The following is a 14,078-nucleotide window of genomic DNA, read 5'->3' as shown; positions in this document are numbered from 1 at the left end:
CGCGATCTACCACAGCGCCACGGTGTAGAGCACCAGGAAGCGGGTCTGGTTTTCATCGCGAAAGGCCGCGCCGCCTGGGAAGTCGTTGCGGTAGATCGACTTGCGTGCCATCAGCCCGACGTTCTTCAGCGGGCCGCTTTGGATCACGTAACCCAACTCCATCTGGAACTCGCGCTCCTTGCGGTCCTCGGCATTGAACGCCGCCAACTCGATGTTATCGCCGCGCACATAACGCAGCCGGCCCTTCAGGCCCGGCATGCCGGATGCGGCAAAGTCATAGTCGTAAATGGCCTGCCAGGTGCGCTCCTTGGCGTTGAGAAAATCCGAACTCATGGTCAGTTCGCTCATGCCCATCAGCTCCGTGCCGGAGATATAGGGCGTGGCAGTGTCGCCGCTGGAATGCATGTAACCCAGGCTGACGCGGTGCCCACCCAGGCGGTAGGCAAACAGCGCCGAGAGGTTACGGTTATCCACGTCCCCAGCCTTGGCACTGCCGTCCTCGCGGCTGAAGAAACTGCGCAGGTCGCTGGTGAATACCCCATCGCCCACCGGCAGGTTGTGCAGCAACGCCAGGGTGTCCTGCTGGTAAAGGTCCGCCACTTGGGAGTGATAGACGCGCAGGCTGAGGTCTTTATTGACTTGGTAATCCCCGCCGACATACGCCAGGTGTGAGGTGGTCGCCGTCGCATTGAACCGCCGGTTGGGTGATGCGATGGTCATGGCCTGGTAGTCAGTGGAATCACGCTTGTTGATACGGTCGATATAGCCCGTGTTCAGGGTCAGCCCGTCGATGTCCTTGGAGCTCAAGGTGGTGCCGCGAAAGGTCTGGGGCAGCAGGCGGGACGGGCTGGCGAAGGCGAATGGCAGGAAGATTGACACGTCACCGGCCTTCACCGTGGTTTGTGCAAACCGCAATTTGGCGGTGGGCGCCAGGCGTGAGTATTCATCGGCGGCACGCTTGTCGCTGGCCGACACCGGCAATAGCTCGGTGCCGCTGCGGTCCGGCGACGAGTCGAGTTTGACCCCCATCAGCCCACGCACATCCAGGCCAAAGCCTACGACGCCAGGGGTGTACCCAGACTCCAGGTTGAGCATGAACGCCTGGGCCCATTCTCGCGCGGCGGTCTTGGCGCCGTCGTCCTTGTAGTCACGGTCCAGGTAGTAATTGCGCAGCGTCAGGGTGCCGTGGCTGTCGTCGATGAACCCCGCCGCCCACAGTGGAGTGGGCAGGATGCTGAACATCAGCAGTGCACTGATCAGGCGTGGAGTGCTGTTCGACACACAGCAGGCCGCCGCGACGGCGTCCGTGGGGAGTTTTGGCATGTTCGATGTCCATTTTTTGTTGTTGTTTTTGGGGGTGGCACAGGCGTGGCCCAGTGGGCTTCGCGGACAGAGAATGGAAACAGCTGGAGCCCTTCGTCAACCGCCACTGACCGATAATCGAACATTAATAAACCTATCTATTTTCATATTTTCGACTGACGTTAATCTCAAACACCTGCGTTAGACGGCTTGCGTCATGATTTTAGACTGGGGCCCGGCACCCTTCTTTTTATAGTTATATTTGTTATCTTAATTTCCAGCAGCCGGTCAGGCTCGCCACCACAACAAAAACAACAACGAGGTTTGCCCATGAACAGTTCATCGCGTCGTTCGACGCTGACGATCGCTTTGTGTTTTATCGTTGCGCTGATCGAGGGTTTCGATCTACAGGCGGCCGGCACCACCGCTGCCGGGCTGCGCAACAGTTTTGCCCTTGACCCGAAAATGCTCGGCTGGGTATTCAGCGTCGGGATCATCGGCCTGCTGCCGGGAGCGTTTTTTGGCGGATGGATCGCCGACCGTATCGGCCGCAAGAAAATCCTGGTGATCGCAGTGCTGCTGTTTGGGCTGTTCTCCTTGAGCACGGCATTTGTACAGAGCTATTCAAGCCTGTTGCTGGTGCGTTTTCTCACCGGCCTGGGCCTGGGCGCCGCGTTGCCCAACCTGATTGCGCTGTGTGCCGAAGCGGTGAGCGAGCGCAATCGCGGCACCGCCATCAGTGTCATGTACTGCGGTGTACCGCTGGGGGGTGCATTGGCCGCCGTGGTGGCGATGTTTTCCAGTGAACACTGGCAGACCACCTTTATCATCGGCGGCCTGGCGCCGCTGCTGGCCGTGCCATTGATGATCCTGCTGCTGCCCGAATCCAACGTCTTTCGCCAACAGGTCGACCACACGCCAGGTGCCCGCCCATCCACGGGCCAGGCGCTGTTCGGCGAGGGTCGCGCCCGCACCACCCTGGCGCTGTGGCTCAGTTACTTCTTCACGCTGACCGTGATGTACATGTTGCTTAACTGGCTGCCTTCATTGTTGCTGGAACAAGGTTTCAGCAAACCCCAGGCGGGCATGGTGCAGATGCTCTTTAATATCGGCGGCGCCCTCGGTTCACTGCTCGGTGGCGTGCTGCTGGACCGTTGCAACGCGCTCAAAGTGGTGCTGTTTGTGTACGCCGGGTTGCTGGCGGCGCTGGCCGGTGTCGGCCTGTCGGTGGGCATCGTGCCCATGGCCGTCGCGGGTTTCGCTGCCGGGTTGTTCGTGATGGCTGCGCAATTGGTGCTGTATGCCAGCGCCCCGCCCTCCTACCCCACGGCAGTGCGCGCCACCGGCGTGGGTGCGGCCGTGGCCATCGGCCGTCTGGGCTCGGTGGCCGGGCCGCTGGCGGCCGGGCAACTCCTTGCGGCAGGCGCCGGTACCGCCGGCGTGCTGCTGGCGACCTCTCCCGGCGTGGTGATCGCCGCACTGACCATCATCAGCGTGATGGTGCGTGCGGCGCCACTGAACCTGCCCGGCACCTCCACGTCTAGAACTGGTGCAGCCAGTTAAGCACCAGCTTATTGCCCTGGGTGCGGTTCTGCGCCTCCTGCTCAAAGTACGCGTTCACCGACAGGACATTCTCCTTGTTGAACGCGTACACCAGGCCCGGGCCAATGGCCCAGACCTTTTCCCGCCGACCGCTCACCGCATGCCCCTCTACCTCGGTGTCGGTGATCTGCTTCAACCAATAGCCATTCAAGCCCACGCTCAACTGCTGGTCGATTGCGTATTGCAACGTCAGGTTGGCATGCAGCGCCTGCCCCGCCTGGGTGTCGGAGACATCGCCAAAACTGGCCGATGGTTGGTCATTCTTGCCATTCCACAGGTACATGAAGCGCCCGCTCGCCGACCACTTCGGGTTGAACCAGTAGGTCGCCGCGTAATACGGGTTGAATGACCAGAAGTTGCTGCCAGGGTTGATCGAGCGCTTGCGATCGTAGGCACCTACCGGGATCGCCACATCGACTTCGACCCGCTGGGTCAACAGCGGGCTGCCATCGGCGCGGTTCAGGGTCGGCAGTTGCAGGAAGGGGCCGACGACCACGTCGCCAAAGCCTGCCCGCGAACTCAGTGCCGCGTTATTCAAACCATCGTCCACATCCACATGGGCCAGGGACGTGTTGATCACGGTGAATCCGGGCATCGCACCATTGGCCAGGGGTTGGCCGACGTAGATGATCTGCGTGGTCGGCGCCACCACTTCCACGTCCTGCTTGGGCAGCGCCAGCTTGTTGCCGTTGGCGTCATTGAAGCGGCTGGCGCGCGAGTACGTCAGGTATTCCTCCAGGTACCAACCGGGTCCGGCAGGCGCTGGCGAGCCATCGTAGAAACTGGTGCTGCCCAGGTTGAGTCCGGGCAGGTCGTAAGCGTGTGCAGTGGATGACAGTGCGACAAATGTTGAGGCCGCAACGGTCCGCAAGATTGGCTTGAGCATCTTGTATGTCCTGTATTTTTGTTGTTGTTCAAGACCCCCGGCGCGGTGGATCCGCCCCGGGGTTTAACGCGGTTGCAGCGCCTACACGTAGGTGGCCGCCAACCCGCCGTCCACCGGCAGATTGACCCCATTGATCCATCGCGCAGCGTCCGAACAGAGGAAGGCAATCACCGACGCCACCTCATCGGCCAGGGCGGGACGCGTCATGCGCTGGCTATCCTGGGCCACCCGTTCCGGGCCGAGCATGCTGACGAAATCCCCCAGAATCGGGGTGAACACCGGCCCCGGCGCGACGCAGTTGATGCGTACCGAATGATCGCGAAACCACCCTTGGGATTGCTGCAGGCTCCAGACAATCAGCGCCTCTTTGAAATACTGATAACAGGTGCCCTGGTCCACCGGATTGGCGGCCAGCCACTGCTGCCCGGCCCTGAAACTTTCGGTCGCCGCCAGCGCTTTGTGCAGCGCCAACCGCTGCGGCCACTGCGCACCGAGTACCGAAGCGACATTGACGATGCTGCCGCCCGCTGGCATGCGCGGCAGCAGCGCTTGAGTCAGATGGCGCAGGCCCAGGTAATTGACCTCGGCCACCGTTTGCATCGGCGCCGTACCGGGCACGCCGGCAATGTTGCACAGGGCATCGACCTGCTGCGGCAGGCGCGCCACCAGCGCATCGATGCTGGTGGGATCGCTCAAGTCGGCATGGAAAAAGCCATCAAGCGTCAACTGCGGTTCATGGCGATCGACGCCGATCACCGTGGCGCCCTGGAAGCGCGCCAATCGCGCGACTTCCGCACCTATGCCCGACGCCACGCCGGTCACGATCAAGGTTTTACGGTACAGGTTCATGGTCAAGCCCTCTTATTGTTGTATAGGCATGCGCGAGCCGGGGCTCAGAAGGGATAGGTCGGCGGCGTGTTTTTTACGGTGACCCATTGCCACTGTGTGTACTCGTCCCAGTCGGCCGGCCCACCCACACTGCCGCCATTGCCCGAGGCGCCGCGCCCGCCGAAGGGGTTGATGCATTCGTCCGCCACGGTCTGGTCGTTGATGTGCAGCAGGCCGCAATCAAGTCGTTCGCCAATGGCCATGGCGCGCCCCACCGAGGGTGAAATGATCGCCGCCGAAAGCCCGTACTCGGTGCGGTTGGCCAATTCGATGGCCTCCTCGTCCGTGGCAAAACTGACCACCGTGGCCACTGGGCCGAACACTTCGTCCTCAAAGGCGCGCATGCCCGGACGTACGCCACTGAGCACGGTGGGCTGGTAGAACAACCGGTCGTATTCGCCGCCCGCTTCCAACCGCGCGCCGGCTTGCAGGCTGTCGCTGACTATCTCGTGCACGCGCTGCAATTGGCGTTGATTGATCAATGGGCCGAGCGCGGCCTCACCCCGGGCGGCGTTGCCCACGGTGAGCGCCCGGGCCTTTTCCACCAACTTGCGCGTCAGGCTGGCGGCGATGGATTCATGGACCAGAATCAACCCGGTCGCCATACAGATTTGCCCTTGATGCAGCCAGGCGCCCCAGGCGGCATTGCTTGCGGCCAGGTCGAGGTTGGCGTCTTCGAGAATAATCAACGGGTTCTTGCCGCCCAGTTCCAGCGCGACTTTTTTCAGGTGCCGACCGGCCACCTCGGCGACTTTGCGCCCCGCCGCCGTGGAGCCCGTAAACGCGATCATCCGCACATTGGGGTCGCGGCACAGCGCCTCACCGGCCGCCGCGTCGCCGGGCAACACGTGCAGCAGGCCCTTGGGCAAGCCTGCTTCTTCGAAGAGTCGGGCAATGAGAAAACCACCGCTGACCGGCGTCTGCGGGTCAGGCTTGAGCACCACCGCATTGCCCGCCGCCAATGCCGGCGCCACCGAGCGCAGTGACAGTATCAGCGGGAAATTGAACGGTGAAATTACCCCAACCACGCCATGGGGCTGGCGCCGAGCATAGGACAATCGCCCCGCCGCACTGGGCAGCACCACTCCGTGGGGTTGAGACAACAAGCCCGCCGCCTGATGCAGCAGCACAATCGCCTCGCGCACTTCGTGTTCGCCCTTGAACAACGCGCCCCCGGTTTCCCGCGCGACGTACAGCGCCAGTTCGGCGAAAGACTGCTCGGCGACGTCGGCCGCCTTGCGAAACACCTCGGCGCGCTCCCGTGGACCGAGTGCGGCCCACGCCGGTTGGGCCAGGGCCGCGCTGCGACTGGCCAGGGCGACATCGGCCGGGCTGGCCATGGCGCAGCGCAGCAGCGGCTCGCCGGTGGCGGGTTCGATCACGGGGCTCACGGATCCCGAAGCGGGTATCCAATCGCCGTTAAACAGGCATTCGGACTCAAGGGCCCGCTGTAACAGGTGGGTGGTTTCAGACACTGACATGGCAACTCCCGGTTCTTGTAATTGTCATCGCCTGCACAAGTGCAAACGCCGCATTTGGCCTTGAGCAAAGGCTGTGCCGCTTGCACGTGCTGACGCAGACATAAACCGCCGAGGGCTCTGGACCGGGGCCTGACACGTGCCGCCCATTGACCACTCGCCCATCGGCCGCAAAAACCAGGGGCCTGGCACTTGTTCAATTGATAAGGTTATGTTTAGTAACTATCTGAGCAGTTACTCATATCGTTCATTCGCTTTGCAGGGGCATAACAATGACTAACCCCCACAGCGCGCCAGCCACCGCGCCCTATCATCCGCGCGGCGACAGTCGCCACCTCAGCGACAGCAGCTCGCCGACGCCTGCGGAACTGACCGACTGCCTGTTTTTCTCTCCCGAAGACGGGCGGATCTGGCTCAACGACCAACGCATGCTGCTGCTGCACAGTTCCTCGTTCGGCGCCCTGCGCAGGGAAGTCATCGAGCGTCTGGGGCTGGAGCAGGCGCGCGGTCTGTTCACCCGTACCGGCTATGCCTCCGGAGCGCGGGATGCCCGGCTGATCCGCGAGCGCTGGCCAAACGCTGATGCCGCTGCGGTGTTTCGTGCCGGGACGCACCTGCACACCCTGGAAGGCATGACCAAGGTCGAGCCGCTGCATTTCAAGTTCGACGCCGACTCGGGCTTTTATGAAGGCGAGTTTCTCTGGCACCACTCCTGCGAGGCCGATGAGCATGTGGGCGCCTACGGCATCGGCCAGGACCCTGTGTGCTGGACGGAGACCGGCTACGCCATCGGTTTTGTCAGTGGCCTGTTCGGGCAACTGGTGATCTTTCGCGAAGTAGAGTGCCGAGGCATGGGCCACAGCAGTTGCCGGGTGATCGGCAAGACCGCTGAACAATGGGGTGATGTTGAGCAGGACTTGCGCTACCTGAACGTGTCCTCGACCGTCACCCACACCGCCGACGCCTGTGAGCGCCACAGCCCGGTAGACCGCCTTGCCAGCACCAGCGCGCCCCGACCTTTGGTGGGCGCCAGTGCGGCGTTCAACGCAGCAATGCAGGCCCTGCAACGCGTCGCGCAGACGCCCGCCACCGTGCTGATCAGCGGGGAGTCCGGCGTGGGCAAGGAAATGTTTGCGCGCCAGTTACATCAACTCAGCCGTCGCCACGACAGCCCGTTTGTGGCGCTCAATTGCGCGGCCATCCCGGACAACCTGATCGAGGCTGAACTCTTCGGGGTTGAACGTGGCGCGTACACCGGCGCCACCCACTCACGGCCCGGGCGTTTTGAACGGGCCCAGGGCGGCACGTTGTTTCTGGATGAAATCACCAGCCTCAGCCTGGCCGGGCAAAGCAAACTGCTGCGGGCGTTGCAGGAGCGCGAGATCGAACGCGTCGGAGGCATACGCGGCATCACGGTGGATGTGCGGGTAGTGGCCGCCACCAATATCGATCTGCGCAAAGCGGTGGCTGACGGCACCTTTCGCGAAGACCTGTTCTACCGGCTGAATGTCTACCCCATCGCCCTGCCGCCGTTGCGTGAACGCCGCGATGATATCCCGCTGTTGATCAACGCGTTCCTCACCCGCTTCTGCCAGGAGTACGCCCGTACACCCGTGGGCCTGACCATGCGCGCCCTTAAAGTCCTGCTGCGCTACGACTTCGCAGGGAACGTGCGCGAACTGCAAAACCTGATCGAACGCGGCCTGATCGCCAGCGACGAAGGCCAGGCCATCGACTTGGTGCACCTGTTTCGCAACGAGCCACTGCCGGCGGATCCGTACGGCCTGGACGACCATGGCAGCCTGTCAAACACCGCACCTTTGCAGCGACCAGCACTGCTGGACACTCTTGGGCAGTTGGACCAGGGGTTTTCCATCGAGGGCCTTGAATCACGCCTGATCACCGAAGCGCTGCAACAGAACGCCGGCAACCTCGCCGCCGCCGCCAGACTCGTGGGGCTTAGCCGTGCTCAGTTTGCCTATCGGTTGAAGAAGCACCAGCGGCAACAGCCTTGAAGGGATTGCCTGAAAATGAGTGCTTTAAATGTTTTATCCAATTAAGTATTTTGCACGGATACCGAGCCCCCTTTGAATCGTGACCAGGAGCACCCGTGACCGGACTGCGTGAACGTCAGAAAGCCGAACGCCGACAAGCCATCAGCAAGGCGGCCATCGAACTGTTTGAGCGCCAGGGTTTCCAGAACACCACCATCGAACAGATCGCCAGCCAGGCTGGCGTATCGGCGCCCACGGTGTTCAAGTACTTCGGCAACAAACAGGAAATCATCCTGGAAATCCTGCACCACGCCGATCAACGCGCGATCACCGACACTCGCCGCCTGATCCAGGAAATCGAAGATCCGGTTGACGCGCTGTGCCACCTTGAGCGGCTGCTGACCGGCTACGCCCTGGAAGTCATGCACCCCAGCCTGTGGCGTGAATTGCTGCCACTGATCCTGTTCGGCGGCACCAACGAACTCCCCGCCGGCTATCGCGCGATGAACGACGCGCTCAGGGCTGAGATCAGCCAACTGCTGCGCGAGCTGCAACTGGCCGGCAAGCTACGCCCGCAACTGGACGTGGAAATGGCTGCGTTTTTACTGAACGATTACTCACACCTGCAACTGTTCAGACTGGTGAATCAGGAACACCCGGATATAGAAGCGCACTCCACGCAGGTCAGACGTATTACGGAGCTGGTGTTTTATGGCATGCAGGCCTGACTGAGGGGTTGCCCCATGAGTATGGTTATCTGCACGATTCTTACAGGCTGACGCCTCACTCTGTGGTGAGCGGGCTTGTCCCGCGCTGGGGTGCGCAACGGCCTTAGAGCCGGCCGGATTTTTGTCTGATGTCCTCGGGTAACCTTGTGGGAGGGGGCTTGCTCCCTCCCACAGTTTGATCTCCATAGATCAGACAGATAGGTCTCAGTCTGCTTTTGCTCTGCTTTTGCTCTGCTTTTGCTCTGCTTTTGCTCTGCTTTTGCTCTGCTTTTGCCCTGCTTTTGCCCTGCTTTTGCCCTGCTTTTGCTCTGCTTTTGCTCTGCTTTTGATCCGGCCCTTACATCCTCTTCGCTGACGAAGTCAGCGGTCTTTTGATCTGCGCTTTTGATCTTGATCTTGGGCGCCCCATCAAACACGCTGGCCGAACGCAGGCTTGAATCCGTGGGTAACCCGGCAGGACGCCGGGTTAGCCGCGCTGGGCCATGGATGGCCCATCGCGGCGGCCCACGGATTCAAGCCGGAGTGAGGGCACACCGAGCCTAGGCGAGGTGCCGAGTGTTGGGGCGAAGCGTTTTTGGTTACTTTTTGCGCTCTTCAAAAAGTGACCCGCTGTAAAAGCGGAACCCATAGCCGCCGTTACCCAAATAACGGATATGTACACCGACAAACCGCCATCGCGCTCGAACTCGGTACCCCCGGACAGAGCCCGCACATCACTGGACCAAACGCCCTCAGTAAAACCGATAACACCGAACCACCACCTGATCAGCACTGGGGTAATGCACCAACCCAATAAAACTCGCACGCCCAAGCCAATCCAACCGCCCCTTCGGCACCTGAAACACCGGCGTGCAGGTACACCGATACTCCGTCTCGGGAATCGGCCACTGCCCCTCACGCTCCAACTGACGCCCATACTCCGTCATGTTCAGAACCCCCCGATTACGCAGATTAATCAGCTCTCCCTGATCAGTCCTGAGGCTATAGCGAGCGTCCAGTTGACCCAGCCCATCCGGGCGCAGCACAAACAAATCCTCGCCGCCCGCCAGCACCTGACCGCGAATACCTACCCCCTCGAAATCACCCCCCACAATCGGGTAGTTGCAGCGCAAACCGTCAACACTGTCGCCCAGCATCACCCCACGCCCTATGGCCACGCGCAACGTCAGCACGCGCTGCAAATTAGGCGCAACGTCCATCAAGTCCAAATGCTCACTCATGGCACAACTCCAAACCCGGCGCGCATGCACCGGGTCGCAGGGGATCAGCGGTTGGTCTTGATGTTGGTCCAGGTGCGCGTACGGATTCGCTCGATCGCAGGCGGAATCGGCTCCAGGGCAAACAACGTCTTACGCACTTGCTCCGGCACATACATGTTGGGGTTGTCGCGGATATTGGCGTCTACCAGTGCAGTGGCGTCCTTGTTCGGGTTGGGGTAGCCGATCTTGTTGCTGATGCGGGCAATCACTTCCGGACGCAGGATGTAATTGATGAACGCATGGGCCTCGGCCACGTCGGGGGCATTGGCCGGGATCATCATCACGTCCGACCACATCGGCGCGCCTTCCTTGGGCAAGGCCATCTCGACCTTGACGCCCTTGCCGGCGGCATCCGCCAATTGCTTGGCCAGCGCGACGCCACCGGACCAGCCCACGCCGACGCAGATATCACCGTTGGCCAGGTCCATGCCGTAGCGCGATGAGTTGAAATAGGTGATGTAGGGACGGATTTTCATCATCGCCGCCTGGGCCTGCGCATAGTCCTCGCGCTTCTGGCTGTTGGGGTCCAGGCCCTTGTAGTGCAAGGCGATGGGCACGATTTCGTTGCCTGCGTCGAGGAAACCCACGCCGCAAGTGGCGAGTTTGGCGAGGTTTTCTTCCTTGAAGATGATGTCCCAGGTGTCAATCTTTACGTCGGGCCCCAGGGCCTTGCGCACCTTATCGACGTTGTAGCCGATCAGCGTGGTGCCCCACAGGTAAGGTGCGGCGTAGCGATTGCCAGTGTCACCCACTGCTTCCAGGGACTGCATGAATTGCGGGTCCAGGTGCTCCCAGTTCGGCAACTGCTTGCGGTCCAGGGGCTGGACGGCACCGGCGGTGATCAGGTGCCCCAGGTTGGCAGTGCCGGGGAAGACCACGTCGTACCCGGAGTTGCCCGTCAGCAGCTTGGACTCCATGGTTTCGGCGCTGTCGAACACGTCATAAATCGGGCGAATACCGGTTTCTTCCTGGAAGCTCTTGAGCACTTCCGGCGGCAGGTATTCGATCCAGTTGTAGATCCGTACGGTCCGTTCTTCCGCCAGGCAAAAGCCACTGATCAGAAGGGAGGCGACAGTGCCCAGCAAGGTGTGACGCAAAAACCTGTTCATGATTAAACACTCCAGCGCGGCCACGATGGCTCGCGGCACTTAGTAGCGATAGGTGAAATACAATTCCAGCGCGCTGAACCTCTGGTCATCGCCAAAGACTTGCTTGGCAGCGGCCAGTGGCTTGACCCAGTTGTAGGACAGCGATGTATAGAACGACGGCGTGGGCGTCCAGTCGAGGAAAACCACGCTCTCATCGGCAAAACGCCGGTCACTGACCGCCGCGCCCAGGTAGTTCTTCTCGTCCAGCCAGAACTGATAGTGAATCGTGCCGAGGGTCACGGTGTCGCTGAGGTGGGTCTTGAGCGAGAACTGCTGGACCTTTTCGTTGCTGTTGAACAGCAGGTAGTTACCGACCACGTCGCCGATAAGCCACGTGCTCCAGTCGACAAAGCCTTTGCTCAGCGGGTCCCAGGCTTTCTGGCGGTTGTCGGTGAGGTTGTCGTCACCGGAAAAACTCGCGTAGCGGTAGCCGATGATCGGTGTCAGCGGCAGCGTGCTGAAGGCATAGTCGGCCTGGCCATACCAAGCGTTGGCATCGTAGTCGGCACCCTCGCCGCTGCCGCGCTCAATGGCGTATTCGGCGTTCAGCGTCAGTGCCTGCACACCGGGCACCTTGGCGTTGAGCGCCCTGATGTTGTAGACCTGCATTCCGTCACGAAGACGCGGGAATGTGCTGCCTCTGGGCCCCAGGGCATGGACCTTCATGGCCATCGCCCCCAGGGTCACCTGGTCATCGACGTTGTAATCGAGGTTGACGCCAGTCATGCGGAAGTCGCCCAAATCGTCATCGGTGCGCAAGGTGAATGCCTGGGATTTGAGTGCGCCATGGTTCCAGGCCAGGACCGCCGAATCCTTGAACGCGGTTCGAGGGCCCAGCCAGTAGGCGGCGTCCTTGTACTGGTCGAGGTTGCCGTCCATGACGATGAACCCGGTGCCGATCATGTAGTTCTGGCGGCCTGCGGTGAAGGTCCACTCGCCGGCCCGAAAACCAGCGTAGAGCTCTTCAAACGCGGCTTTACCGTCGGAACTGCGGGTGAAGCCGCCCGCATCGCCATCGCCGAACGTGCTGGCAGCCACCAGGGAGCCGCCCGCCAGCAGGCTGAAATCGGGCTGCAGCGCGTAGTCGAGTTTGACGCCGGGCTTGATGTAGAGCTCTTGCCAGTTGATGTTCGCGCCGCCGTTTTTACCGCTGCGTGCATCAACCTGGCCACTGCCAAAGTTAACGCCACGGGTAAACAGCGTCCCACCACCCGCCGTGAAGTTGACTTCGCCCTTGAGATTGCCGTCCTCAAAGGTGTAGCCCGCCAACGCGACGTGGGTGGTCAGGGGTAAGCCGACCGCTAAGAGCGCTCGTGAGAAACGCTTGGTGAAAACCATAAGAAGCTCCTGTGGAATTATTGTTGTTACAGGGCAGTCAATGGCGACGCAGCGCGCCGCCAACACCTGGCCGGGGCCAGGTGAATAGAACGCAAGACTCTTATTGTTGGGCGTGTGTCAGGGATTCAGGTGGGCCGCAATGGCACGCAGCATCCGCACGCTGTCGGCATCGAACGGACCGACCGCTTCCGTCAGGGACGATTGCTTGACGATCACCACGCCGGACGGCTTGTCGATGAACAGGTACTGGCCGTGAATTCCGCCGGCCATCAGTGCCTGGCTGTGATCGTTGAACACGTACCACTGGCTGCGATAGGACGCACCCGGCGTCCAGCTGGAAAACTCGTCATTTTGCGCGTAGATCGCCGGATCGGAACCGGCAGCGATCCGGGAGACGGTCGCAGGGGACAGCAGTTCAAGCCCTTCGTGGCGTCCATTGTTGGCCAGCAGCCGACCGAAACGCGCCATGTCCCTCAAGGTGGCGCTGAAGCCTGCGCCCGCCACATTGCGTCCCCAGGCGTCGGCCATGAAGTAGCCGTCACGGTCACAACCCAGACGCTCCCAAATCGTCTCCAGCATCTGACTGCAAGCCTTGCCCGACGCACGTTCCATAACCCATGCCAAGGCTTCGGTGGTCGCGGTCACATAATGGAAAAATCCGCCATGGCTGCCGCGTTTCTTGAGAGATGGCAAGTACTGGTACAGGGATGCGAATTGCGCGTAAGCCGCCGGAGCCGGTTGAAAGCCGCAGGCATAACCGTACTGCGAACTCTCTGAGTTGGGATCGTCGTAGACCTCGCTGTAGTCGATGCCCACCGCCATGTCGAACAACTGGCGCACCGTGGCATCGCCAAACGCACTGCCGGCCAACTCGGGGACGTAATACGCAGCGAGCAACTCAGGTCTGAGCACGCCCTCGGTGACCAGTTGCTCACCCAACGTCCCAATCAACGACTTGGTCACCGAGAACATGATGTGTCGATCACCGGCGCGCTGTCCGTTGAAGTAACGCTCGAACAACACCGTATCGCCCTGCATCACCAGGAAGCCGTCGGTCTGGCTGGCCACAAGGTGATCGATAACGCTGATGCTCAGCCCGCATTCGCTGTTGAAATACAGCGAATCCAAGGCTGTCGGGGCAACCTTGAGCGGGCTGGCAGGTGCTGCGCCCGCCTGCACGTCGATGGTGGGACGCAGTCGTGCGAGGTTGCGAAACCCCCATTGACTGAAGGGCGAACGCATCCAGTTGTCCCACGTAACGCGGCGTTCGGGCTCTGACGGGAAGCCCTGCATGAGTAAAGGTGCGAGGCGAGGCTTGGACAACGCCTCGTCAGTCTGGACATACAGGCTGGCCAATGACGGCGTGATTTTCTGACCCATGGTGTAACCCTGGAAATGACTCTGCATGCGAGCAGATGCGAAGCAATAATTAACCGGCAAATATTCTTTAGTCAA

The 14,078-nt window shown here is 61.2% G+C and carries 11 protein-coding genes; 3 read left to right on the top strand and 8 right to left on the bottom strand.

Annotated features, from left to right (window positions below; genetic code table 11):
• Positions 1-6: 6 nt before the first annotated feature.
• On the bottom strand, positions 7-1,323 hold the full coding sequence (locus tag ACEN2T_RS01075) for an OprD family porin (RefSeq protein ID WP_181643915.1): 1,317 nt from the start codon (positions 1,321-1,323) through the stop codon (positions 7-9).
• 309 nt (positions 1,324-1,632) lie between these two features.
• On the opposite strand from ACEN2T_RS01075, the gene mhpT reads away from it, so the two are divergent.
• Positions 1,633-2,865, top strand: a complete 1,233-nt coding sequence (gene mhpT, locus ACEN2T_RS01070; RefSeq protein ID WP_032891349.1) for a 3-(3-hydroxy-phenyl)propionate transporter MhpT — start codon at positions 1,633-1,635, stop codon at positions 2,863-2,865.
• Here mhpT and ACEN2T_RS01065 read toward each other — a convergent pair.
• The 3 genes from ACEN2T_RS01065 to ACEN2T_RS01055 all read right to left on the bottom strand — a co-directional run bounded on the left by ACEN2T_RS01065 (position 2,843) and on the right by ACEN2T_RS01055 (position 6,159).
• Positions 2,843-3,790: a SphA family protein gene (locus tag ACEN2T_RS01065; RefSeq protein ID WP_032891347.1), complete on the bottom strand. Its 948-nt coding sequence runs from the start codon at positions 3,788-3,790 to the stop codon at positions 2,843-2,845. The genes mhpT and ACEN2T_RS01065 overlap by 23 nt on opposite strands.
• Positions 3,791-3,871: 81 nt before the next feature.
• Positions 3,872-4,639, bottom strand: a complete 768-nt coding sequence (locus ACEN2T_RS01060; protein ID WP_442116131.1) for a coniferyl-alcohol dehydrogenase — start codon at positions 4,637-4,639, stop codon at positions 3,872-3,874.
• A gap of 44 nt (positions 4,640-4,683) precedes the next feature.
• Positions 4,684-6,159 carry a benzaldehyde dehydrogenase gene (locus tag ACEN2T_RS01055; RefSeq protein ID WP_122753237.1) on the bottom strand — a complete coding sequence of 492 codons (1,476 nt, stop codon included), beginning with the start codon at positions 6,157-6,159 and terminating at the stop codon, positions 4,684-4,686.
• Between the two features lie 269 nt (positions 6,160-6,428).
• Between ACEN2T_RS01055 and ACEN2T_RS01050 the strand changes: the two genes are divergently transcribed.
• A complete protein-coding gene (locus ACEN2T_RS01050) occupies positions 6,429-8,171 on the top strand; it encodes a sigma 54-interacting transcriptional regulator (protein ID WP_442116130.1) in 1,743 nt (580 codons plus the stop codon).
• A 95-nt stretch (positions 8,172-8,266) separates the two neighbouring features.
• Positions 8,267-8,878, top strand: a complete 612-nt coding sequence (locus ACEN2T_RS01045; RefSeq protein ID WP_032891341.1) for a TetR/AcrR family transcriptional regulator — start codon at positions 8,267-8,269, stop codon at positions 8,876-8,878.
• A 731-nt stretch (positions 8,879-9,609) separates the two neighbouring features.
• Here ACEN2T_RS01045 and ACEN2T_RS01040 read toward each other — a convergent pair.
• The 4 genes from ACEN2T_RS01040 to ACEN2T_RS01025 all read right to left on the bottom strand — a co-directional run bounded on the left by ACEN2T_RS01040 (position 9,610) and on the right by ACEN2T_RS01025 (position 14,003).
• Positions 9,610-10,098, bottom strand: coding sequence for a DUF3237 domain-containing protein (locus ACEN2T_RS01040; RefSeq protein WP_032891339.1), 489 nt, complete (start codon positions 10,096-10,098; stop codon positions 9,610-9,612).
• 44 nt (positions 10,099-10,142) lie between these two features.
• Positions 10,143-11,246: a polyamine ABC transporter substrate-binding protein gene (locus tag ACEN2T_RS01035; protein ID WP_122753234.1), complete on the bottom strand. Its 1,104-nt coding sequence runs from the start codon at positions 11,244-11,246 to the stop codon at positions 10,143-10,145.
• 39 nt (positions 11,247-11,285) lie between these two features.
• On the bottom strand, positions 11,286-12,623 hold the full coding sequence (locus tag ACEN2T_RS01030; RefSeq protein WP_099602390.1) for a hypothetical protein: 1,338 nt from the start codon (positions 12,621-12,623) through the stop codon (positions 11,286-11,288).
• 117 nt (positions 12,624-12,740) lie between these two features.
• The gene (locus tag ACEN2T_RS01025) at positions 12,741-14,003 is read right to left on the bottom strand and encodes a serine hydrolase domain-containing protein (RefSeq protein ID WP_099602628.1); all 1,263 of its coding nucleotides are present in this window, start codon (positions 14,001-14,003) and stop codon (positions 12,741-12,743) included.
• Between the last annotated feature and the right edge of the window lie 75 nt (positions 14,004-14,078).

The organism is Pseudomonas sp. W22_MBD1_FP4, assembly GCF_052113765.1.
Taxonomy (GTDB): Bacteria; Pseudomonadota; Gammaproteobacteria; order Pseudomonadales; family Pseudomonadaceae; genus Aquipseudomonas; species Aquipseudomonas sivasensis.
This window is presented reverse-complemented; position numbering and strand designations above follow the sequence as displayed.